The sequence below is a fragment of the Bacteroides sp. CACC 737 genome (assembly GCF_013874375.1).
Lineage (GTDB): Bacteria > Bacteroidota > Bacteroidia > Bacteroidales > Bacteroidaceae > Bacteroides > Bacteroides uniformis.
Window position 1 is genome coordinate 2,663,470 of the sequence record NZ_CP059408.1, and the last position, 20,406, is coordinate 2,683,875.

Here is a 20,406-nt window from a genome sequence, read left to right on the forward strand (position 1 = left end):
AAAAAATATATAATGATTTCTATAGACGGACTGGCCGTAGAATTCGGCGGAACTACTTTATTCAGTGACATATCTTTCGTTATCAACGAAAAAGACCGTATCGCCCTGATGGGTAAAAATGGAGCGGGGAAAAGTACATTATTGAAAATCCTGGCAGGTGTAAGACAACCTACCCGTGGAAAAATCTCAGCCCCCAAAGACAGTGTCATAGCTTACCTTCCACAGCACCTTATGACGGAAGACGGACGTACCGTATTCCAGGAAGCGGCGCAAGCCTTTGCCCACCTGCATGAAATGGAAGCTGAAATAGAGCGCCTCAACAAGGAACTGGAAACGCGTACCGATTACGAAAGCGACAGCTACATGGAACTTATCGAGAATGTCTCCGCCTTAAGCGAAAAGTTCTATGCCATCGACTCCACCAATTACGAGGAGGATGTGGAAAAAGCACTGCTCGGACTGGGGTTTGTACGCGAAGACTTCAACCGCCAGACCAGTGACTTCAGCGGCGGATGGCGCATGCGCATCGAGCTTGCCAAGCTGTTGCTGCAAAAGCCTGACGTGCTGTTGCTAGACGAGCCTACCAACCATCTGGACATAGAATCCATACAATGGCTGGAAGATTTCCTTATCAGCAATGGAAAGGCTGTCATCGTCATCAGCCACGACCGTAAATTCGTAGACAACATCACCACCCGTACCATTGAAGTGACCATGGGACGGATATACGATTACAAAGTAAACTACTCCAAATACCTGGAACTCCGCAAGGAACGCCGCGAACAGCAACAGAAAGCCTACGACGACCAGCAGAAGTTCATTGCCGAAACCAAGGAATTCATCGAACGGTTCAAAGGCACCTACTCCAAAACCCTGCAAGTGCAAAGCCGCGTAAAAATGCTGGAGAAGCTGGAACTGCTGGAAGTGGATGAAGAAGACACTTCAGCGTTACGCCTCAAATTCCCTCCTTCTCCCCGCTCAGGCAATTATCCCGTCATCATGGAGGGAGTAGGGAAAAGTTACGGTGACCATGTGGTCTTCAAGAATGCCAACCTCACCATAGAACGGGGAGACAAGGTTGCTTTCGTTGGTAAGAACGGTGAAGGAAAGTCAACGTTAGTGAAGTGCATCATGAAGGAAATAGAACATGAAGGCACCCTCACGATAGGACACAACGTGCAGATTGGATATTTCGCACAAAACCAGGCCTCATTGTTGGATGAGAACCTGACCGTATTCCAGACCATCGACGATGTGGCAAAAGGGGAAATCCGCAACAAGATACGCGACCTGCTGGGTGCCTTCATGTTCGGTGGCCCCGAAGAGTCCATGAAGAAGGTCAAGGTGCTTTCCGGTGGAGAGCGCACACGCCTCGCCATGATAAAGCTTTTGCTCGAACCGGTGAATCTGCTGATACTGGACGAACCGACCAACCATCTGGACATGAAAACCAAAGATATCCTGAAGCAAGCGTTACTGGATTTTGACGGTACCCTTATCCTCGTCAGCCACGACCGTGACTTCCTGGACGGACTGGTAAGCAAGGTATATGAATTCGGCAACAAACAAGTGAAAGAGCACTTGAGCGGCATCTACGAATTCCTTGAAAAGAAGAAAATGGACTCCCTCCGCGAACTGGAACGATAAGCATCTGCTAAACCCGGCGTCCGAACAAATGGCCGATACATATTGTTTTCATTTTACTAAACACTTAACTAAGAGATATTAAAATGAAACAATATGATGCCATCATAATAGGATTCGGCAAGGGCGGCAAGTTATTGGCCGCCGAACTGGTCGAACGGAATTGGAAAGTAGCCATCGTGGAACGTTCCCCTCAGATGTACGGAGGAACATGTGTAAACGTAGGATGTATCCCTACCAAAACTCTGATTCACGAATCGGAATATGCGGAAAGGAGATACTATGACGATTATAAGAACCAGTCCAAACTGTATGCACTTGCCGTGGCGCGGAAAGACAAGCTTGTATCCTTCCTGCGTGAGAAAAATTATGAAAATGTAAAAAACAAGCCTAATATAACCCTCTATGACGGAACTGCTTCTTTCTTGTCCGAAAATACAATCCGTATAGTCTCCGGCAAGGACGAAACGATTCTTGAGGGAAAAGAGATATTCATCAACACCGGGTCCACCCCTATCCTGCCTGCCATCGACGGACTCAAGGAGAGCAAGTACGTATATACCAGTGAGACCTTGCTGCAATCGAACAAACTGCCCGCACACCTGCTCGTCATCGGCGGCGGTGCTGTCGGATTGGAGTTTGCCACTATGTATGCAGGCTTTGGAAGCCATGTCACACTGCTGGAAGCGGGAAACCGCTTTCTGCCTAAAGTGGACCGCGACATTGCCGCCTCCATGCTGGAAGCATTGAACCGAAAGCGTATCAATGTCCGGTTGAACGCCCGTGTCCAATCCGTGTACGACACAGCCGAAGGAATAACTCTGACCTATACGGACAGTGCAAACGGCACTCCCTACTACCTGAAAGGAGATGCCTTGCTGGTAGCCATCGGCCGCAAGCCTATGACTGCAGAGCTGAATCTGGAAAAAGCGGGTATACAAACAGACAAGCGGGGAGCCATCGTTGTCGACAACCAATTACGGACTACAGCCCCACACGTATGGGCCCTGGGGGACGTAAAAGGAGAGGAACAGTTCGACTACTTGTCCATCGATGATTTCCGTATCATCCGTAATCAACTCTTTGAAAACAAAAAAAGGAGTACAAAAGACCGGTATCCAATCCCCTTTGCCATTTTCACCGACCCACCGCTGGCACATATAGGACTGACGGAAGAGGAAGCGATGAAGAACGGTTATTCCATACATGTGGCACGTATCCCTGCTGCCATGATTCCACGTGCCTGTACGCTACACAGCATAGACGGTATGCTCAAAGCCATTGTAGACATCCATACCGGACGGATTCTGGGTTGTACCCTACTTTGTGCCGATGCACCGGAAGTAATCAATACCGTAGCATCAATCATGAAAACGGGACAGCGTTACCATTTCCTGCGGGACTTCATTTTCACCCACCCCAGCATGAATGAGGGATTGAATATGTTATTCAAACCTTTTTAGCATTTTCTATTTGGTAATTAAGTCCTTAACCTCTATCTTTGCATCCGTCCAAAGATAGAGGAATGAAAAAGAAACAGTACATAACCTATATTCTTTTTTTCATCAGCTTGATAATGCTGGTGATACCCGTCATTCCCCACCATCATCATGCCGACGGAATGATATGCATGAAGAATGATATCACCGCCGATTGCTGCGGACACCGTCATAGCCCGGGCAACGAGCACTGCTGTTGCGACACGGGATGCATGACAACCCACTTTGTACAACAGACGCCCAGCTCTTCCAATGATGTGTGTTCACATCCGGATGCCTTGTGGGCAGTTACCCTACTCATTGAACCTTTTTCCAAGTTACTCATCCTACCCGAGTTTGACATAAGCAGGCAGGAGTGTATCTATCTGGAATCTCTTCATAGCACATTTATCATATGTGCTACGGGACTTCGTGCCCCTCCGTCTCTTCTTGCTTAACTGTTACCGGAACATCACCGGGACAGATTTCTATCCGGCATAAGGAACAATGCAATTTGGTTGCACACCCTATGCCCTAACTTTGTATTCAAAATCAAAAAGTAAGAACAAATATCATCATGAAAAAAGTTATTTTCATGGGAGTCTTGGGATTATTCCTTTTAGGCTCCTGCAACAGCAAGTCCGGAGACAGCCACGAAGGACATAATCACGAAACAGAAGAGCACAATCATGACGGACATGACCACGAGGGACATGACCACGAACATGAGGGACACAACCATGAGCACGAAGAGCAGGAAAACCACGCCGGAGGAAGTGATGAAATCATCCTGCCACCGGCAAAGGCACAAGCTGCCGGCGTAGCGGTCAGCACTGTTGAACCGGGTAGTTTCCATCAAGTCATCAAGACCAGCGGCCAGGTGATGGCAGCCCAGGGAGACGAGAGCGTAGCCGTAGCTACAGTAGCAGGCGTGGTTTCCTTCAAGGGAAAAGTTATCGAAGGAATGAGTGTCAGCAAAGGTACTCCTTTGGTGGTATTGTCATCCAAAAACATGGCCGACGGAGACCCGGTGCAGAAAGCCCGGATAGCCTACGAAGTTTCCAAAAAGGAATATGAGCGTATGAAAGCACTCGTAGGCAACAAAATCGTATCTGAAAAGGAATTCGCGCAAGCCGAACAGATTTATGAAAATGCCCGTATCAGTTACGAGGCAGTCGCAAAGAACCATTCGGCAAGCGGCCAGGCGGTTGTTTCTCCCATCAGCGGTTATGTGAAGAATCTGTTGGTGAAAGAAGGGGACTACGTCAGTGTCGGCCAGCCGTTGGTAAGTGTCACCCAGAACCGCAAGCTTTTCCTGCGTGCGGACGTATCCGAAAAGTACTATCCTTACCTGAACAGCATCGGTTCCGCCAACTTCCGTACTCCTTATAATAATAAGGTATATACATTGAAAGAACTGGGCGGGCGCATGCTTTCTTATGGAAAGGCTTCGGGTGAAAACGGATATTATGTACCCGTAACTTTTGAATTCGACAATAAGGGAGACGTTATTCCCGGCTCGTTTGTAGAAGTATTCCTATTATCCTCACCAATGGAGAACGTGTTGTCCCTTCCTCACAGTGCGCTGACCGAGGAACAAGGTAGCTTCTTTGTCTACCTGCAACTGGATGAAGAGGGCTACAAAAAACAGCTTGTCACCCTGGGTGCCGACAATGGCGAAAGTGTACAAATCCTTTCCGGCATAAAAGCAGGCGATCGCGTCGTAACCCAAGGAGCCTATCAAGTGAAGCTGGCATCGGCAACGAATGCTATTCCGGCACATAGCCATGAACACTAATCTCATGTACAATTTGACAATTTACAAAGTACCATTTCGCTATGCTGTATAAGGGTTACGTGACGAATGGGGAGTGTAAAGTCAGATAAACAAGAAATATTAGATAAAACAGCAAGTGCGGCTGACATTGCGCAGCCCAATTGTACATTGTAAATAGTAAATAGAAAGATGTTAAACAAAATAATTGGTTTTTCTCTTCAGAACCGCATCTTGGTGCTGGTAGCATCGGTGCTGTTGCTAATTGGCGGTACTTATACCGCCATGCATACGGAAGTGGATGTGTTCCCTGACCTCAATGCGCCGACCGTGGTCATCATGACCGAAGCAAACGGTATGGCAGCAGAGGAAGTGGAACAGCTGGTCACTTTTCCCGTAGAAACGGCTGTAAACGGTGCAACGGGTGTGCGCCGTGTACGCTCTTCCTCAACGAACGGTTTTTCTGTAGTCTGGGTAGAATTCGACTGGGATACAGATATCTATCTTGCCCGGCAAATTGTCAGTGAGAAACTGGCAGTCGTCAGCGAATCCTTACCGGCCAACGTAGGCAAGCCGACACTGGGCCCACAATCGTCCATTTTGGGCGAGATGCTGATTGTAGGTCTGACAGCAGATTCGACCTCTATGCTGGATTTGCGTACCATTGCCGACTGGACCATACGTCCCCGCCTGCTCTCTACGGGCGGTGTGGCACAAGTTGCCGTACTGGGCGGCGACATCAAGGAATATCAAGTGCAGCTGGACCCGGAACGGATGCGCCATTACGGCGTGACATTGAGCGAAGTGATGAACATCACCCGCGAAATGAACCTGAATGCCAATGGTGGAGTGCTCTATGAATATGGCAATGAATATATCGTACGCGGCGTACTTTCTACCGACAAGGTAGACCAGATAGCCAAGGCCGTGGTGCGGAGCAACGGAGTCTCCGGCGCCCCTATCCTGCTGGAAGATATTGCCGACGTTCAAATCGGAGCCAAACTTCCTAAACTGGGTACCGCCTCGGAACGCGGTAAGCATGCCGTACTGCTGACAGTCACCAAGCAACCCGCCACAAGCACGCTGGAGCTTACAGACAAACTGGAAGCTTCCCTGCAAGACCTGCAGAAGAATCTACCGGCGGACGTAAAGGTTTCCACAGACATCTTCCGTCAAAGCCGTTTCATCGAAAGTTCCATCGGAAACGTTCAGAAGTCGTTGTTGGAGGGAGGTATTTTCGTTGTCATCGTGCTTTTCCTGTTCCTTGCCAACGTACGTACCACAGTCATCTCGCTGGTGACACTGCCGTTGTCACTGATTGCCTCCATCCTTGCCCTGCACTATATGGGCTTTACGATAAACACCATGAGTCTGGGAGGTATGGCTATCGCCATCGGTTCGCTGGTGGATGATGCCATCGTGGACGTGGAGAATGTCTACAAGCGTTTGCACGAAAACCGACTGAAACCTGCCGGCGAGCAACTTCCTATTCTGGAAGTGGTGTTCAATGCATCGAAAGAAGTGCGTATGCCTATCCTCAATTCAACGCTGATAATCATTGTCAGTTTCGTGCCTCTGTTCTTCCTTAGTGGTATGGAGGGTAGAATGTTGGTACCACTGGGCATTGCGTTTATCGTGGCATTGATCGCTTCTACCGTTGTGGCACTGACCGTAACGCCTGTACTTTGCTCCTATCTATTGGGAAAAGAGAAAATAAAGAAACAAAACAACGAAAACAGCGACTCTGCCGTAGCACGCAAGATGAAGCAATGGTATGGTTCTGCACTGACTTTCGTATTGGGGCATAAGAAAGGGGTACTGGGAAGTACTGTCGGACTATTTGTAGTGGCGCTCGGCTGTTTCTTCACCCTGGGCCGCTCGTTCCTGCCGCCTTTCAATGAAGGTTCGTTCACCATCAATATCTCCTCGCTTCCGGGCATCTCCCTGGAAGAAAGCGACAAGATGGGGCACCGTGCCGAGGAGCTGCTGCTCTCCATCCCCGAAATACAGACCGTGGCCCGTAAAACGGGACGTGCAGAACTGGACGAACACGCTCTGGGAGTAAACGTCTCTGAGATTGAGGCACCGTTTGAGTTGAAAGACCGCTCGCGCAGCGAGCTCGTAGCAGAAGTCCGCGAAAAACTGGGTACCATTGTAGGGGCAAACGTGGAAATAGGCCAGCCTATCAGCCACCGTATAGACGCCATGCTATCCGGTACAAAGGCGAACATCGCCATCAAACTGTTCGGCGACGATCTGAACCGCATGTTCACTCTGGGCAATGAAATCAAGAGTGCCATCCAGGGTATTCCCGGTATTGCTGACCTAAACGTGGAACAGCAGATTGAGCGTCCGCAACTTGTCATTTCGCCCAAACGGGAAATGCTTGCCAAATACGGCATTTCACTGCCCGAATTTTCGGAATTTGTCAATGTCTGTCTGGCCGGTGAAGCCGTTTCCCAAGTTTACGAAAAGGGAAAGAGCTTCGACCTAACCGTACGCGTGAAAGACGACCTGCGCGACAAAATGGAAAAAATACGCAACTTGATGATTGATACGGGCGACGGACAGAAAATTCCACTGAACTATGTAGCGGAAATCCGCTCGGCCATGGGTCCGAACACCATCAGCCGCGAGAATGTAAAGCGTAAAATCGTCATCTCCGCCAACGTGGCCGACCGCGACCTGCGAAGTGTAGTCAATGATATACAAGCCCAGATAGACGCACAAATCAAACTGCCGGAAGGATACCACATCGAATACGGCGGACAATTCGAAAGCGAGCAGGCAGCAAGCCGCACTCTGGCACTTACTTCGTTCATGTCCATCGTGGTGATATTCCTGCTCCTCTACCATGAATTCCGCAGTGTGAAGGAGAGCGCCATCATCCTTATCAATCTGCCGCTGGCATTGATAGGCGGTGTATTCGCCCTGCTCATCACAACGGGAGAAGTGAGTATCCCCGCCATCATCGGTTTCATCTCACTGTTCGGTATCGCCACCCGAAACGGAATGCTGCTCATCAGCCATTACAACCACTTGCAGCAGGAAGAAGGCTATGGCGTCTACGACAGCGTTATCCGCGGTTCGCTCGACCGTCTGAATCCAATCCTGATGACCGCCCTATCCAGTGCACTGGCACTTATCCCGCTGGCTCTCAGTGGCGACCTGCCGGGCAACGAGATACAAAGCCCGATGGCAAAGGTTATCTTGGGCGGCCTTTTAACATCCACGTTCCTGAACGGTTTCATCATTCCGATTGTTTATCTGATGATGCACCGTAACCAACAACCTAAAACGTCAGACAATGAATAAAAGATTTTTCATATTCAGCGCCGCCATCCTCGCTTTTGCGGGGATGAGCGCACAAACGTCCGGCATTGATGCCGTGCTCCAGCAGATAGAGGCCAACAACAAGGAGTTGCAAGCTAACTCCCACCTCATTTCCTCACAAAAACTGGAGAACAAGACAAACAACAACCTCCCCGACCCTACACTGTCATACGCCCACCTTTGGGACTCCAAGAACAGTGACGAAACAGTCGGCGAAATGGTCATCTCACAAAGCTTCGACTTCCCCACGCTTTACGCCACCCGAGGGAAGATGAACCGACTCAAGACAAATGCACTGGATGCACAAGCCACCGCCTTCCGCCAGCAGATATTGCTGCAAGCGAAGGAAGTATGCCTGGACATCATCATGCTGCAACGCCAGCAAGCCCTGCTCGACGAACGGTTAAAGAATGCGGAGGAGCTGTCGGCCATGTACACCCGACGTTTGGAAACGGGAGATGCCAATGCACTGGAAACCAACAAGATTAATCTGGAGTTGCTGAATGTACGCACGGAAGCCCGCATGAACCAGACGGCACTTAACAACAAACTGAAAGAGCTGCTTGTCCTCAACGGAAACCAGCCGCTCACACCGGGACGTCCCATGCCCGGTACCACACCCGACGCCCAAACACTCGGATTGACAGAGTACCCGGCAGTGCCGTTGCCGGCCGACTTCCGCTCGCTAGCCGACGAACTGCTGGCTTCAGACCCCACCCTGCAATCCTTGCAGGGTGAAAGTTCTGCCGCCCGGAAACAGATTTCGGCAAGCAAGCAAGGCTGGCTACCCAAACTGGAACTGGGTTACCGTAGAAATACCGAATCGGGGCATCCGCTGAACGGCGTAGTAGTAGGCTTCTCTTTCCCGCTTTTCGAAAACCGCAATAAGGTCAAGATAGCCAAGACACAAGCGCTCAACATAGACTATCAAAAGGAGAACGCCGCACTGCAAGCCAGCTCTGCCTTGTGGCAACTCTATGAAGAGGCCAAGAACCTGCACGCTTCCATGGAGGAATACGAGCGCACCTTCCATCAACAGCAAGACCTTTCTTTACTGAAACAAGCACTTATGGGAGGACAAATCAGTATGATTGAATACTTCGTTGAAATATCGGTTGTCTATCAAAGCAAGACAAACCTTCTGCAACTGGAAAACCAGTATCAGAAGGCAATGGCACAGATATACAAGAGCCGGTTATAAATAGAAAGAGCTGTCTGCGGTTGGCAGACAGCTCTTTCTATTTCAATATATTGTAGTTATAGTTTTGTGACTTTACCCATAAACAGAATAACCCCCGTACTCTTCTCCTTTATCAGGAAGATGAAAGGACGGTCCACATAGAACGGAATTACCGTACTTGGTCCGGGAACGGCCAGGTCCATTCCTCCGACAGTTACAGCCGCAGCTTCCGTCCCCTCTTCATTCACATTCACATAAGTGAACTGTTGCAGCAAACTGATAAACAAATCCTCATCCGCCATTCCGGAAAAATCGGCCAATGGAGTAAAAGCCTCCTGCATTCCCATTGCCATCATATCGTCAATGAGTTCTTTATCATATTCCATTTCAAACCGGGGTAACTTAAGGTTCAAGGCAGAGCTTGATAAACTACTGTTCCATTCCCCCCAACGCTCGTCATTCAGCTTCGGCAGGCACTCATCCAACGATTTTCCCTCTGCCGGCAAGAACACCACCATACTGAAAGCCTCATTGCCGTAAGGCAACTCTGCCATTGAGAAATACTCATTCTCGGCATAGTTGAATCTCTCGTCACGAAGATTCATCATGTGTACAGTCGATTTGCTTCCGTCAGCATTCGTAAAAGCCTCTTCTGCCGTATCCGATTTTTTGAATTGATTCTTCCAAATCCCCTTGAAATAAAGCGCATTCAACAGATAAAGACGCGCCGTCTCCGGAATCTCATTCAAGACTTTGGGGATGCAATTATTCGTTTTCCCGGCACACCAGCCGTTTATAATGTCCGGAGCCTTGGGAGAGGCAAAATCCAGCTCCTGCACTTGCGCGTCATACATCTTTTTGTTTACGCTTACAAAGTCGTCATGAACACCGAACCCTTTCTTTATCCAGATGGAATTGGCAATTCCCAACTGTGTGGTATTGTCCAAATCGAGCAACGCCTCCACCAGCTTCTTATTATAGTTGTTCATTTCTTCCAACGAATAGCCCGAAAAGCCCAGGACATCTGTCATCTCAGATAGTGTGTTTCCCAACGCTCCATTGGCAATCATAGACAGACAGAGCGAAGCGCTCAAAGGAGAGATGAACAGATTGGGCTTTTCCACCTCAGTTTTACAAACCTGATTAAAGAAACGGAAAGCGAAATCCGTTCCTAAATCCGTCATCTCCTGCTCGGCACGGGTCAAGGCAATGTCTTTGCGGGGCTTGGGTTGTGGTGAAGAGTTGTCGTCACTCTGGCAGGCTGCAAGGATACAAAGTAGGCTTAAGGCAGTAATCGTTTTTTTAAGCATAAGCAAATAGTATTAGTTTTAAAACAGTTATCTATATATAGAAAATGCTTGAACAAACAAAATACTGCATTGAAGAAACAATAAAAAATAGTACATTCCTACTCTATTATTATACTGCAAAATATATACAGCAGCTTTGCAGTAACGTGATTGATTTCACCCGGTTATTGTTGCCAATTCCAGCACCCCTTCCGGCAAATATCCGCTGCGTATGCGCCATTCCTGGGGATAAAGATTATTGGCACGGTTACCTATATTCTTGACAAATCCTAGAGGTATCTGTTTGTAGGTGAGCAAGACAATGCCGCGCGGAGCAGTCTCCGAAAGGACAACAGCCTCCTTGCGCAGATAACTGATGGCCTGCTCGCGGCCTATCTCTTCATGGGCAAAGGCATCCGGATTCAGTGCTATACTCATGGCGAGCCCATGAGCAGGCATCCAGTCTTTTCCTTTCAACTCGGCAACATCTACCCCAGCCTGCACGATACGGAGTGACGAACGCAAAGCCGACAGTTCGGAGAGATACGCTTTAGGGAAAGCGCTGACGTTGTTGCCATTGACGATAAATTCGTAATTATCCGGAACCGCAAACCACTCATGCAGTGCCGAAAGCTGTTCTTTGGAAACACCCGGAGTTTTCGCTCCTTTTCCTTGGGGTTTTCTTCCTTTTTCCCGGGATTTCACCTGCCCGGCCCAGGTATTCCCATCGCTCACGCCCGGTTTGCGGAGAACTGCCAAAAAGAATCCTTCCCCCTTCGTCCGATGGGGCAGGAAACGATAGACGGGAAAGTCCTCTCCCGACAATAGATTACCCGTAATATTCCAGTCAGTAGAAATTTCCAATGGCAATACCTCCGCCCCGAATTCATCCCGTATCCAACGGATGTTCTCTTCGTTTTCTTTTGTATTATAGGTACAAGTACTGTAGATGAGAATGCCTCCGGGCTTCAAGCAAGGCCAGATATCCGTAACGATGCGACGCTGGCGCTGCCAGCAGATTTCCACATTCTCTCCACTCCACTCACTTACCGCAACGGGGTCTTTACGGAACATCCCCTCGCCAGAGCAGGGGACATCCGTCAATATGACGTCGAAGAAGTCCGTCAAGGAAGAAAAATCCGCCGGATCATTATTAGTGACCACCACACCGGAATGCCCCCACTTCGTAAGATTCTCCGCCAATACCTGCGAGCGGTTGCGGATTACCTCATTGGCCACCAGCAAACTGCCTGCGGACAACAGGCTACGGGCATGCGTGGATTTCCCGCCGGGAGCCGCACAGAGGTCAAGCATCACCACCGGTCCTTCGCCCACATACCGCCTCAAAGCCTGCTCCACAAACATGGACGAGGCTTCTTGCACATAATAGCAACCTGCATGAAACAGTGGATCGAAAGTGAATGTCAGCCGCTTGTCCAGATAGTATCCGACAGCAGACCAAGGGACATGCCTAAAAGAGGAACGAAAAAGACTGAATGAAGATGCTGACAATTTATCTTCATTCAGTCGGATACTGACCGGCTGCTCCCCTTCCAGGGCGGCAGCCAGCTTTTCATATTCTTCCACACCCAAGAGGGCGCGTGTATAATTGGTGAAAGATGAGGGTAGCTTCATGCTTTGAACTGTTTTATGGCAGCAAAGATAGTGCAAAATACGTTTCACCAATCTACGGGGCTAAACAAAAAGCACGGTTCAATACTCTTTTTAAAAACTGAGTTTCACCCCTGCAAAATAGGAACGCGGTGCACCCGGTCCGTAGATATAACCGGAATCGCGGCTCGCTCCTTTATCAAAATCTTTCTGATAAGAATTGAATATATTCTGTACACCGGCATTGAGCTGCAAACAGAACCCTTGAAAATCAAAGTCGTAAGCTATCTTTGTTCCAAGTTCAAAGAAGTCCGGACTCTTTACCAATACATCCGCCTCACCGTTCACCTCCGAAAGCAAATGGGGAACGTACATCCGCCCGGTATAATTGCCGTTCAAAGCTATTGAGAAGGCTTTAACCGGCATATAGGTAGCTGTAAAGTAGCCGTAGACGTCGGGAGTACGCACTATCTTGTCACTGTAACGTTCTTTCTCCGACAAGTGCTCCTCATCCGCACTCCATTCTTCGGGAGAGTCATAGATACTTCGTTGAAGTGTCAACCCTGCCTGCAACTGAACCTTATCCTTATAGGCAACCTTTCCTTCCAATGTGCCGCCATACACTTTAGCTCCCGAACCATTGATGCGGGTCTGTATCAGATAAGCACTACCGTCCGGGTCTTTCACCGGAGGCGTCAGGACAAACGGGTCGGAAAGTTTCGTGTAGAAGCCTTCCACCAATAGGTTTGCCTGGAAATCTCCGAAGTAATGATACCAGTCTACCGAAGCATTGAAGCTGCGCGAACGCTCTTCCTTCAATCCTTTGGCGCGGACAATGGAAACCAACTCTCCACCCACATTACTGATATGCAGATCTTCATCAAACGCTTGTGGAGCACGGAATCCCTCAGCATAACTGAAACGGATATTCACATCCTGAGTAGGATTATAACGGATATTGGCACGGGGACTGAAAACAGCCTTGTCCATGATGCTGTTTTTATCCACGCGCCCGCCAATCAGGAAACTCCACTGTTCGTTCTTCCACTCATTCTGGGCATAGGCGCTTGCTATATTCACCATTTGGTTCAACGGGGCGGGGGTATATTTCTCAATCAGTTGTTGCAAGCGGTCACCCGTTGCCGTAGGATCTTCGGCCAAAGCAGCATCACGATACTTCTGTACGTCCGTTGCCTTGTCATGCAGATTGTCGTGATTGAACTCAATGCCTCCGGTCAAATCGGCAGGCATAAACAGACACTTGTCAAAATGATAAATATACTGGGCACCCAGCACACCGGTAAAGTCCGTAGTCATTCCATAAGCGCTGTAATAACTATTGCGCACGATGTGCTGAGCCGAAGCATAGGTACTGAACGTATGTTTCTGGTTTTTGGAGAAAGCCGTGAACTTGAGCCCACCCGTGTTGATGGAATGTTTCAGCTGTTCCACCAGTCCGGGCGCCCCGGTACCGTTCAATCCGGCATCCTCGGCTATATGAGGGGGAAGGCTGAAGCCACTTCCACCACGGCGGAATTCCTCCATATGATGGTATTCAAGGCTCAGCTTGGAATAGGCACTTGTCCGGTAGTAAGCATTCAGACCGACAGTCTGGTTCTTCAGCTTCGGTAATTCGGAGAAACCGTCTCCATTGGAGTCCCATGCCGAACGATGCCTGCTTTGGCCATACACATAAGCCCCCATCTTACTGTCCGAAGAAACCAAGGAAAGATTCAGGGTCGTGTTGTTGTCGAACGAGCCGGAACCGTCGAAATTGGAAATGGTATGCGAGAAAGAACCGGAATTGCGAATCGGTTCCTTCGTAATGATATTCACCGTCCCGGCAATGGCCGAAGAACCGAACAAGGCTGAACCACCTCCACGCACCACTTCCACACGTTCTATCATGTTGGCGGGAATCTGTTCCAACCCATACACACCAGCTAGAGAGGAAAAGATGGGACGTGAGTCTATCAATATTTGGGTATATTTCCCATCCAGCCCGTTGATGCGCACTTGTGAATAACCGCAATTCTGGCAATCGGTCTCCACCCGCACACCTGGCTGAAAGGCCAGTCCTTGCGACAAAGTATGCGAATTTGTCTGCTCAAACAGTTTAGGAGTAACCACTTTGACCAAAGTGGGTGCCAAACGCCGGGCAGTCTCGTTGCGGTTGGCTGTAACTACCACCCCGTCCAGTGCCACCATGTCTTCTTCCAACTCAAAGTTCTCTTCCAAGGTCTTACCACGTTTCAGAACGACTTTGCGCTCCTGCGACTTATAACCTACGGCACTGACGGACAACGTGAACTCACCTTCAGGCAGATTCTTTAGGAAATAGTGACCGGTGGCATCGGTCATGGTCCCGATGGTGGTGCCTTTCAGCGAAACTGTCATATAAGGCAAATGTTCCCTTGTACTTTTTTCTATTACATGACCGACAATATTGGCATCGGTACTCTTCAAATCTTCGGCATAAACGGTTGATGAGAGTAACAGACATATTGCTCCCACCACAAAAAATATATATTTTTTCATGTACTTCTAAAATAATATGTTAATCAATGAGGTTGACGCAATCCCACAACGGAATTGCCTTAATCTATCGGATTTGAAAAAAAGAAGGGGGAGCACGCAGGCAAATACCTCCACGAAGCTTTACACACTTGATGCATTCCGTGGCAAGAATGCTCAGTACACACAACAAAACAAGGAAAACCGTCGCGGCAACCGGAAGCAACGGAAGGGAAGAGGAGACGAAAGAGGCAAGATAGAAAATGGTTTCCAACTGCACCTCTGTATGCTCATGCTGTCCCTTGAATGGATGGGAATGCACAATGATAACACCATTCACCACATGCGAGTGGGTAAACAGCGTAATTCCTCCCAGATAGGCAATGAACAGCAGAGGGAGGAAACACTTCATTATATTCCTCAACTTCATCAAGACTTCCCAATAAAAACAGATGCGCGAAGATAACAGTATTTACAATAAGAAACAACCCGGTTTGTATATTTACCTCTATTTACAGTCGCAAATACCTACTTCTTGTTATTCCTGGAAAAAGACAATAAGACATTTTCCGGAAAAATATCGTCTTATTTCCGGTTTTCTAAAAAAAATATCTTCTCTTTGCAACTTTATAAAGGTGACGATACGTCTAACCAACAAAGAAACAAATTAAAAAACCATAGATTATGAAACGTATCATTTTAGGATTAATACTCGCCATGATGTTCTGCACACTGGTGCAAGGCGCAAACAGAACCGTAACAGAGAACGACGGTCAGGGGAACAAGAAAAGAGTCATCGAATTGAGGGACACTGTCATCAATGGAGAAACCGTAACAGACACACTCAGCATCATGACTTATGAAAACGGTACCGGCAGTAGCGATGCTCCGGAAAAATGGAGAACCCACCACAACAGCAGTATGGACTGGAACGGGTTCGACCTCGGAAGCAAGACTTCGGAGACCGTGATTGCCGTAACAGCCATCGTCTTTGTATTCGGACTGCCGCTACTCATCATATTCGTAGTATTCTTCTTCCGCTATAAAAACCGGAAGGCCAAGTACCGCCTGGCAGAACAAGCCCTGGCCAGCGGACAGCAACTGCCTGAAAACTTCTTCAAAGAAGCCGCAGCAACAGACATCCGTAGCAAAGGCATCAACAACATATTCGTCGGCATCGGCCTGTTCATCTTCCTTTGGGCCATTACCGGAGAATTCAGTCTCGGATGTATCGGCTTACTCGTCATGTTCACCGGCTTCGGACAATTGGTGATTTTCTACAGCCAACAGAAGAAGAACGAAGAAAAATGAGTCAACTCAATGACATATCGTTAGTCGCACAGGTCGTGGTGTTTCAAAACACCAAGGCCTTCGACCGGTTGGTGAAGAAGTACCAGTCGTCCGTACGGCGGTTCTTCCTGCACCAGACCTGCGGCGACAGCGAGTTGAGTGACGACTTGGCACAAGATACGTTTATCAAAGCCTATACAAACATCGCTTCGTTCAAGAATCTATCCAATTTCTCGACCTGGCTCTACCGTATTGCCTATAATGTTTTTTATGACTATATTCGCAGCCGGAAGGAAACAGACGATTTGGATACGTACCAAGTGGATGCTCAATGCAGCACACTGCAGCAGGACGTGGGGCAGCACATAGACATTTACCGTGCCCTCGCCACACTGAAGGAAATGGAACGCACCTGCATCACGCTCTTCTACATGGAAGACCAAAGCATCGAAAAGATTGCAGGTATCACCGGATGTCCGGCGGGAACGGTAAAAAGCCACCTCTCGCGGGCGAAAGATAAAATGGCTTCCTACTTAAAACAAAATGGTTATGATGAAAAATAATGATAAACTCCTGACTTCATTCTTTGCCGAACACCGGCAGGAAATAGCCGATAACGGATTCAGCCGCCGCGTACTGCGACACTTGCCCGACCGTAGCCACCACTTGGCACAAATATGGGCAGCATTCTGCTTCACATTGTGCCTCGTACTATTCGTTGCCCTTGACGGAGTGCAGCTGATACTGGACACCTTGCGCGAGACCTTTGATACTGCCATCCGGAGCGGAGCGTCAGAGCTTGATCCCAAGTCGTTAATCATTGCCGGAGTAGTATTGCTCTATTTCGGTTACCGAAAGATTGTATCCATGGCATAAATACATATCCGTGCCCGGAGAAAGAGGACATGCACTACTCCAACAAAGTCTTGGCTCTTATCTTATCCAATAAGGTAAGGGCTAATTTTTTTTTTAAACGGACAGACATATATCAACAAGAAATTGTATCTTTGCCCACTCAGAAAACTAAATAAGAGGAGAAAGTTTTGAGAAAGATTCTATTCATCACATTATTCGTTTTTTCTATTGGGAATATCGAAGCGCAAACAACAAGCGATTCCATCGTCATGAATTACTTGAAGGAAATGGGCGCTCCCGTTACTTACAACAATGAAGTGAAATTACTGATGACCGGTCATGACAAGTTCGTCGACCTCTTCGAGAATATCCGCCATGCCCGGCATCATATCCATCTGGAATATTTCAATTTCCGCAACGACTCCATAGCCAATGCCTTGTTCAGCCTTCTGGCAGAGAAGGTCAAGGAAGGGGTTGAAGTCCGCGCCATGTTCGATGCCTTCGGTAACTGGTCCAACAACCAACCATTGAAGGAACACCATCTGAAATCCATCCATGCCCAAGGCATCGAAATCGTCAAGTTCGACCCTATCACTTTTCCCTGGGTAAACCACGCCATACACCGCGACCATCGGAAAATAGTAGTAATTGACGGAAAGATAGGTTATACCGGTGGCATGAACATCGCCGACTACTACATCAACGGATTGCCTAAAATCGGTAAATGGCACGATATGCACATACATCTTGAAGGAGATGCCGTGCGCTATCTGCAAGGCATCTTCCTGACCATGTGGAACCGAGAGACGGGACAACACGTTGGAGGTCCCGCCTATTTTCCGGACATTCCGCAACTGCCCGACAGTATTGCCGAAGAAATAGCCATCGTGGACCGCACGCCACGCGAAACACCACGCTCCATCAGCCATGCCTATGCAGCTTCCATACAAGCCGCACAGAAGAATATCCGAATCGTGAATCCCTATTTCGTTCCGACCAAATCAATCCGCAAGGCAATCAAGAACGCACTGAAAAAAGGTACTGAAGTGGAAATCATGATACCTGCCGTGTCAGACATAGCCTTTACACCGGATGCCTCATTCTATATAGCACATAAGCTGATGAAGAAAGGAGCCAAGATATACCTCTTCAACGGCGGCTTCCACCATTCCAAGATAATGATGGTAGACAGCACTTTTTGCACAGTAGGTACCGCCAATCTCAACAGCCGCAGCCTGCGCTACGACTACGAGACAAACGCTTTCATCTTCGACCCCAAGACCACCAATGAACTGAATGCCATGTTCGAACGAGACATGCAAAACAGTACGCTGCTCACTCCTGAAGTCTGGAAAAAGCGTTCCGGATGGAAGAAATTCGTAGGCTGGGTGGGAAACTTGATGACCCCTTTCCTCTAAGTTTTTAATTTTTAATTATTAATCTTTAATTAATTCCCCTACCTTTGCGTTCGGATAAAAACAGAGCATTACATCATGAAGCAATATTTAGACCTGCTGAACCGCGTACTGACCGAAGGCGTAGAGAAAAGCGACCGTACGGGTACCGGCACCATCAGCGTATTCGGCCACCAAATGCGTTTCAACATGGATGAAGGCTTCCCCTGCCTTACTACCAAGAAGCTGCATCTTAAATCAATCATATACGAACTGCTATGGTTCCTCCAGGGAGACACCAATGTGAAATATCTCCAGAACAACGGTGTACGTATCTGGAACGAATGGGCGAACGAAAACGGCGACCTAGGACATATCTACGGGTATCAATGGCGCTCCTGGCCGAACTATAAAGGCGGATCCATCGACCAGATCAGCGAAGCTGTAGAAACCATCAAGCACAATCCCGACTCACGCCGGATTATAGTCAGCGCATGGAATGTAGGCGATTTGGACAACATGAACCTCCCTCCCTGCCACGCTTTCTTCCAGTTCTATGTCGCCAACGGACGACTGAGTCTGCAACTGTACCAACGTAGTGCAGACATTTTTTTAGGAGTGCCTTTCAACATCGCTTCCTATGCCCTGCTCCTGCAGATGATGGCACAAGTCACCGGACTGAAAGCCGGGGATTTCATCCATACCTTAGGAGACGCCCATATCTATCTGAACCATTTGGAGCAGGTAAAGCTCCAACTATCTCGTGAACCGCGGGATTTGCCGCAGATGAGAATCAATCCTGATGTGAAAAGCATCTTCGACTTCAAGTTCGAGGATTTCGAGCTGATCAACTATAACCCGCATCCGCATATTGCAGGGAAAGTGTCAGTATAAATCCTATAATAAAAAGATAGAAAGAGAAAAGAATTTTACACACATATGATTAGTATTATCGCCGCAGTAGATAGAAAGAGAGGTATCGGTTATCAGAACCGATTGCTATTTTGGCTTCCCAATGATTTAAAGCGTTTCAAAGCCCTCACCACGGGAAATACCATTATCATGGGCCGAAAGACCTTTGAATCTCTCCCCAAAGGCGCGCTTCCCAACCGCCGCAACGTTGTTCTGTCCACTCAAAAAGATTTGCTCTATCCCGGTGCAGAAGTTTTTCCCTCATTGGAAGAAGCACTGAACAGTTGCCAGCCCGACGAACACGTCTACATCATCGGCGGTGCAAGTGTTTATCGCCAGGCACTCCCCTTTGCGGATGCCCTCTGCCTGACCGAAGTGGATGCAGAAGCCACTCAGGTGGACGCCTACTTTCCCGAAGTCTCTCCGACTGTATGGCAAGAAAAAAGCAGGGAGTCTCATCCCGCAGATGAGAAGCATCCCTGCCCTTATGCATTTGTCGATTATATCCGCCGGCAGAATTAATCTTCCTCTTCTTCTACCGTTATAGGCATCTGCCGCTTGATGGCTTCGTGGAAAGAAATCAAGGTTTCCGTACGTGCCAGTCCCAGCGGCTGCAACTTATCATGTATGATGCTCAGCAAATGATGGTTGTTGCGGGCATAAAGCTTTATGAACATATCATACTTGCCCGTTGTAAAATGGCATTCCACAATCTCGGGAATAGCTTCCAATGCTCTCGTTACAGCATCGAAGGAAGCGGGATCCTTTAGGTAGATACCGATATAGGCGCATGTTTCATATCCTATCTTCTCAGGATCAATCACATATTCAGAACCTTTCAATATACCTAAGTTTGTCAGCTTTTGAATGCGCTGATGAATGGCTGCTCCCGATACATTACAAGCTCTAGCCACTTCAAGGAAAGGAATGCGTGCATTATCGGCTATAAGTTTTAAAATCTGTTCGTCTAAAGTATCCAACTGATGATGTCCCATTTCAAATTCTAATGATTAATAAATTACTATATCTCCCGCATATCTATACGGCAACATGCAAAGTTAGCTATTTTTTCGCCAATAAAAATACGGTTTATAACTTTTCTTACAAAAAAAAGAATAATACCGCATATCCG

At 48.1% G+C, this 20,406-nt stretch carries 17 protein-coding genes; 12 read left to right on the plus strand and 5 right to left on the minus strand.

What is annotated here, in order from left to right; all coding sequences use genetic code 11:
- Window positions 1-12 precede the first annotated feature (12 nt).
- The 6 genes from H1A11_RS11570 to H1A11_RS11595 all read left to right on the plus strand — a co-directional run bounded on the left by H1A11_RS11570 (window position 13) and on the right by H1A11_RS11595 (window position 9,430).
- On the plus strand, window positions 13-1,647 hold the full coding sequence (locus tag H1A11_RS11570; protein WP_005827062.1) for an ABC-F family ATP-binding cassette domain-containing protein: 1,635 nt from the start codon (window positions 13-15) through the stop codon (window positions 1,645-1,647).
- Between the two features lie 83 nt (window positions 1,648-1,730).
- Complete coding sequence (locus H1A11_RS11575; protein ID WP_181757241.1) at window positions 1,731-3,107, plus strand: FAD-dependent oxidoreductase; 1,377 nt, start codon at window positions 1,731-1,733, stop codon at window positions 3,105-3,107.
- A 62-nt stretch (window positions 3,108-3,169) separates the two neighbouring features.
- Window positions 3,170-3,580 (plus strand): DUF6769 family protein, encoded by a 411-nt coding sequence (locus H1A11_RS11580; protein WP_005827068.1) that lies wholly within the window; start codon window positions 3,170-3,172, stop codon window positions 3,578-3,580.
- Between the two features lie 119 nt (window positions 3,581-3,699).
- A complete protein-coding gene (locus H1A11_RS11585; RefSeq protein ID WP_138345791.1) occupies window positions 3,700-4,920 on the plus strand; it encodes an efflux RND transporter periplasmic adaptor subunit in 1,221 nt (406 codons plus the stop codon).
- A 168-nt stretch (window positions 4,921-5,088) separates the two neighbouring features.
- Window positions 5,089-8,211: an efflux RND transporter permease subunit gene (locus H1A11_RS11590; protein WP_138345789.1), complete on the plus strand. Its 3,123-nt coding sequence runs from the start codon at window positions 5,089-5,091 to the stop codon at window positions 8,209-8,211.
- Window positions 8,204-9,430 carry a TolC family protein gene (locus H1A11_RS11595; protein WP_181757242.1) on the plus strand — a complete coding sequence of 409 codons (1,227 nt, stop codon included), beginning with the start codon at window positions 8,204-8,206 and terminating at the stop codon, window positions 9,428-9,430. Before H1A11_RS11590 ends, H1A11_RS11595 begins: the two co-directional genes overlap by 8 nt.
- 56 nt (window positions 9,431-9,486) lie before the next feature.
- Here the strand turns inward: H1A11_RS11595 and H1A11_RS11600 are convergent, their stop codons facing one another.
- The 4 genes from H1A11_RS11600 to H1A11_RS11615 all read right to left on the minus strand — a co-directional run bounded on the left by H1A11_RS11600 (window position 9,487) and on the right by H1A11_RS11615 (window position 15,253).
- Entirely contained in the window at window positions 9,487-10,719 is a 1,233-nt protein-coding gene (locus H1A11_RS11600; RefSeq protein ID WP_174647201.1) for a serpin family protein, read from the minus strand.
- A 156-nt stretch (window positions 10,720-10,875) separates the two neighbouring features.
- Window positions 10,876-12,333 (minus strand): rRNA cytosine-C5-methyltransferase, encoded by a 1,458-nt coding sequence (locus H1A11_RS11605; protein ID WP_181757243.1) that lies wholly within the window; start codon window positions 12,331-12,333, stop codon window positions 10,876-10,878.
- A 90-nt stretch (window positions 12,334-12,423) separates the two neighbouring features.
- Window positions 12,424-14,847 (minus strand): TonB-dependent receptor, encoded by a 2,424-nt coding sequence (locus H1A11_RS11610; protein WP_181757244.1) that lies wholly within the window; start codon window positions 14,845-14,847, stop codon window positions 12,424-12,426.
- 64 nt (window positions 14,848-14,911) lie between these two features.
- The gene (locus H1A11_RS11615) at window positions 14,912-15,253 is read right to left on the minus strand and encodes a hypothetical protein (protein WP_117991071.1); all 342 of its coding nucleotides are present in this window, start codon (window positions 15,251-15,253) and stop codon (window positions 14,912-14,914) included.
- 254 nt (window positions 15,254-15,507) lie between these two features.
- Here H1A11_RS11615 and H1A11_RS11620 point away from each other — a divergent pair, with 254 nt between their 5' ends.
- From H1A11_RS11620 to H1A11_RS11645, 6 genes are all read left to right on the plus strand, one after another.
- Window positions 15,508-16,134, plus strand: a complete 627-nt coding sequence (locus tag H1A11_RS11620) for a DUF6249 domain-containing protein (RefSeq protein ID WP_181757245.1) — start codon at window positions 15,508-15,510, stop codon at window positions 16,132-16,134.
- Window positions 16,131-16,676, plus strand: a complete 546-nt coding sequence (locus H1A11_RS11625; protein ID WP_117600041.1) for an RNA polymerase sigma factor — start codon at window positions 16,131-16,133, stop codon at window positions 16,674-16,676. Before H1A11_RS11620 ends, H1A11_RS11625 begins: the two co-directional genes overlap by 4 nt.
- Window positions 16,663-16,989 (plus strand): DUF5056 domain-containing protein, encoded by a 327-nt coding sequence (locus H1A11_RS11630; RefSeq protein ID WP_117600040.1) that lies wholly within the window; start codon window positions 16,663-16,665, stop codon window positions 16,987-16,989. The genes H1A11_RS11625 and H1A11_RS11630 overlap by 14 nt, the downstream gene beginning before the upstream one ends.
- A gap of 215 nt (window positions 16,990-17,204) precedes the next feature.
- A complete protein-coding gene (gene cls / locus H1A11_RS11635) occupies window positions 17,205-18,386 on the plus strand; it encodes a cardiolipin synthase (protein ID WP_259300437.1) in 1,182 nt (393 codons plus the stop codon).
- A gap of 75 nt (window positions 18,387-18,461) precedes the next feature.
- Window positions 18,462-19,256 carry a thymidylate synthase gene (locus H1A11_RS11640; RefSeq protein WP_117600039.1) on the plus strand — a complete coding sequence of 265 codons (795 nt, stop codon included), beginning with the start codon at window positions 18,462-18,464 and terminating at the stop codon, window positions 19,254-19,256.
- A 45-nt stretch (window positions 19,257-19,301) separates the two neighbouring features.
- Window positions 19,302-19,796 (plus strand): dihydrofolate reductase, encoded by a 495-nt coding sequence (locus H1A11_RS11645; RefSeq protein ID WP_117600038.1) that lies wholly within the window; start codon window positions 19,302-19,304, stop codon window positions 19,794-19,796.
- Here H1A11_RS11645 and H1A11_RS11650 read toward each other — a convergent pair.
- Complete coding sequence (locus tag H1A11_RS11650) at window positions 19,793-20,269, minus strand: Lrp/AsnC family transcriptional regulator (protein ID WP_005827104.1); 477 nt, start codon at window positions 20,267-20,269, stop codon at window positions 19,793-19,795. The genes H1A11_RS11645 and H1A11_RS11650 overlap by 4 nt on opposite strands.
- Window positions 20,270-20,406 lie beyond the last annotated feature (137 nt).

What these genes read in the sequence shown, in the direction of transcription:
- H1A11_RS11620 (WP_181757245.1), top strand. Translation starts at nt 15,508, where the DNA reads ATGAAACGTATCATTTTAGGATTAATACTCGCCATGATGTTCTGCACA.
- H1A11_RS11600 (WP_174647201.1), bottom strand. Translation starts at nt 10,719, where the DNA reads ATGCTTAAAAAAACGATTACTGCCTTAAGCCTACTTTGTATCCTTGCA.
- H1A11_RS11570 (WP_005827062.1), top strand. Translation starts at nt 13, where the DNA reads ATGATTTCTATAGACGGACTGGCCGTAGAATTCGGCGGAACTACTTTA.
- H1A11_RS11595 (WP_181757242.1), top strand. Translation starts at nt 8,204, where the DNA reads ATGAATAAAAGATTTTTCATATTCAGCGCCGCCATCCTCGCTTTTGCG.
- H1A11_RS11630 (WP_117600040.1), top strand. Translation starts at nt 16,663, where the DNA reads ATGATGAAAAATAATGATAAACTCCTGACTTCATTCTTTGCCGAACAC.
- H1A11_RS11640 (WP_117600039.1), top strand. Translation starts at nt 18,462, where the DNA reads ATGAAGCAATATTTAGACCTGCTGAACCGCGTACTGACCGAAGGCGTA.
- H1A11_RS11615 (WP_117991071.1), bottom strand. Translation starts at nt 15,253, where the DNA reads ATGAAGTTGAGGAATATAATGAAGTGTTTCCTCCCTCTGCTGTTCATT.
- H1A11_RS11610 (WP_181757244.1), bottom strand. Translation starts at nt 14,847, where the DNA reads ATGAAAAAATATATATTTTTTGTGGTGGGAGCAATATGTCTGTTACTC.
- H1A11_RS11580 (WP_005827068.1), top strand. Translation starts at nt 3,170, where the DNA reads ATGAAAAAGAAACAGTACATAACCTATATTCTTTTTTTCATCAGCTTG.
- H1A11_RS11605 (WP_181757243.1), bottom strand. Translation starts at nt 12,333, where the DNA reads ATGAAGCTACCCTCATCTTTCACCAATTATACACGCGCCCTCTTGGGT.
- H1A11_RS11625 (WP_117600041.1), top strand. Translation starts at nt 16,131, where the DNA reads ATGAGTCAACTCAATGACATATCGTTAGTCGCACAGGTCGTGGTGTTT.
- H1A11_RS11645 (WP_117600038.1), top strand. Translation starts at nt 19,302, where the DNA reads ATGATTAGTATTATCGCCGCAGTAGATAGAAAGAGAGGTATCGGTTAT.
- H1A11_RS11585 (WP_138345791.1), top strand. Translation starts at nt 3,700, where the DNA reads ATGAAAAAAGTTATTTTCATGGGAGTCTTGGGATTATTCCTTTTAGGC.
- H1A11_RS11650 (WP_005827104.1), bottom strand. Translation starts at nt 20,269, where the DNA reads ATGGGACATCATCAGTTGGATACTTTAGACGAACAGATTTTAAAACTT.
- H1A11_RS11575 (WP_181757241.1), top strand. Translation starts at nt 1,731, where the DNA reads ATGAAACAATATGATGCCATCATAATAGGATTCGGCAAGGGCGGCAAG.
- H1A11_RS11590 (WP_138345789.1), top strand. Translation starts at nt 5,089, where the DNA reads ATGTTAAACAAAATAATTGGTTTTTCTCTTCAGAACCGCATCTTGGTG.